The sequence below is a fragment of the Paraburkholderia sp. SIMBA_054 genome (genome assembly GCF_046534875.1).
GTDB classification, from domain to species: Bacteria; Pseudomonadota; Gammaproteobacteria; order Burkholderiales; family Burkholderiaceae; genus Paraburkholderia; species Paraburkholderia hospita.
The window spans coordinates 1-306 of the sequence record NZ_JAWRXV010000503.1 but is presented as its reverse complement, the minus strand read 5'-3'; the positions used below and the strand labels follow the sequence as shown (position 1 = coordinate 306).

The 306-nt window shown below is 60.8% G+C and carries 1 protein-coding gene; it reads right to left on the bottom strand.

The window, feature by feature from the left end; all coding sequences use genetic code 11:
- Nucleotides 1-65 precede the first annotated feature (65 nt).
- A partial coding sequence (locus tag SB822_RS56090; protein WP_410858978.1) for a MotA/TolQ/ExbB proton channel family protein occupies nt 66-306 on the bottom strand: 241 nt, incomplete at its 5' end.

The window sequence follows — 306 nt, the reverse complement described above, 5'->3', positions numbered from 1 at the left end:
CTGCCAGTCGAAGTGCTCATACACGCGAGTCCGCTATGAATTGATGCTCAGGCATTGCCGAGCCATTAGCCGAGCAGTTCGGCGGATCGTTCGCGCACGTCGCCAGCCAGGCGCGTTTCGATGGTGTGCGGCGATTCCTTTCGCGAGATCGCGAGTAGGCCGTCGAGGTACAAACGCCTGAAACGCAATTCGCTGTCCACCTGCGCGCGGATCTTTCCCGATAGCGGCAGGAACACGAGGTTCGCGAGTCCAAGGCCATACAGCGTGGCGACGAATGCGACCGCAATGCCCTTGCCCAGTTGCGAC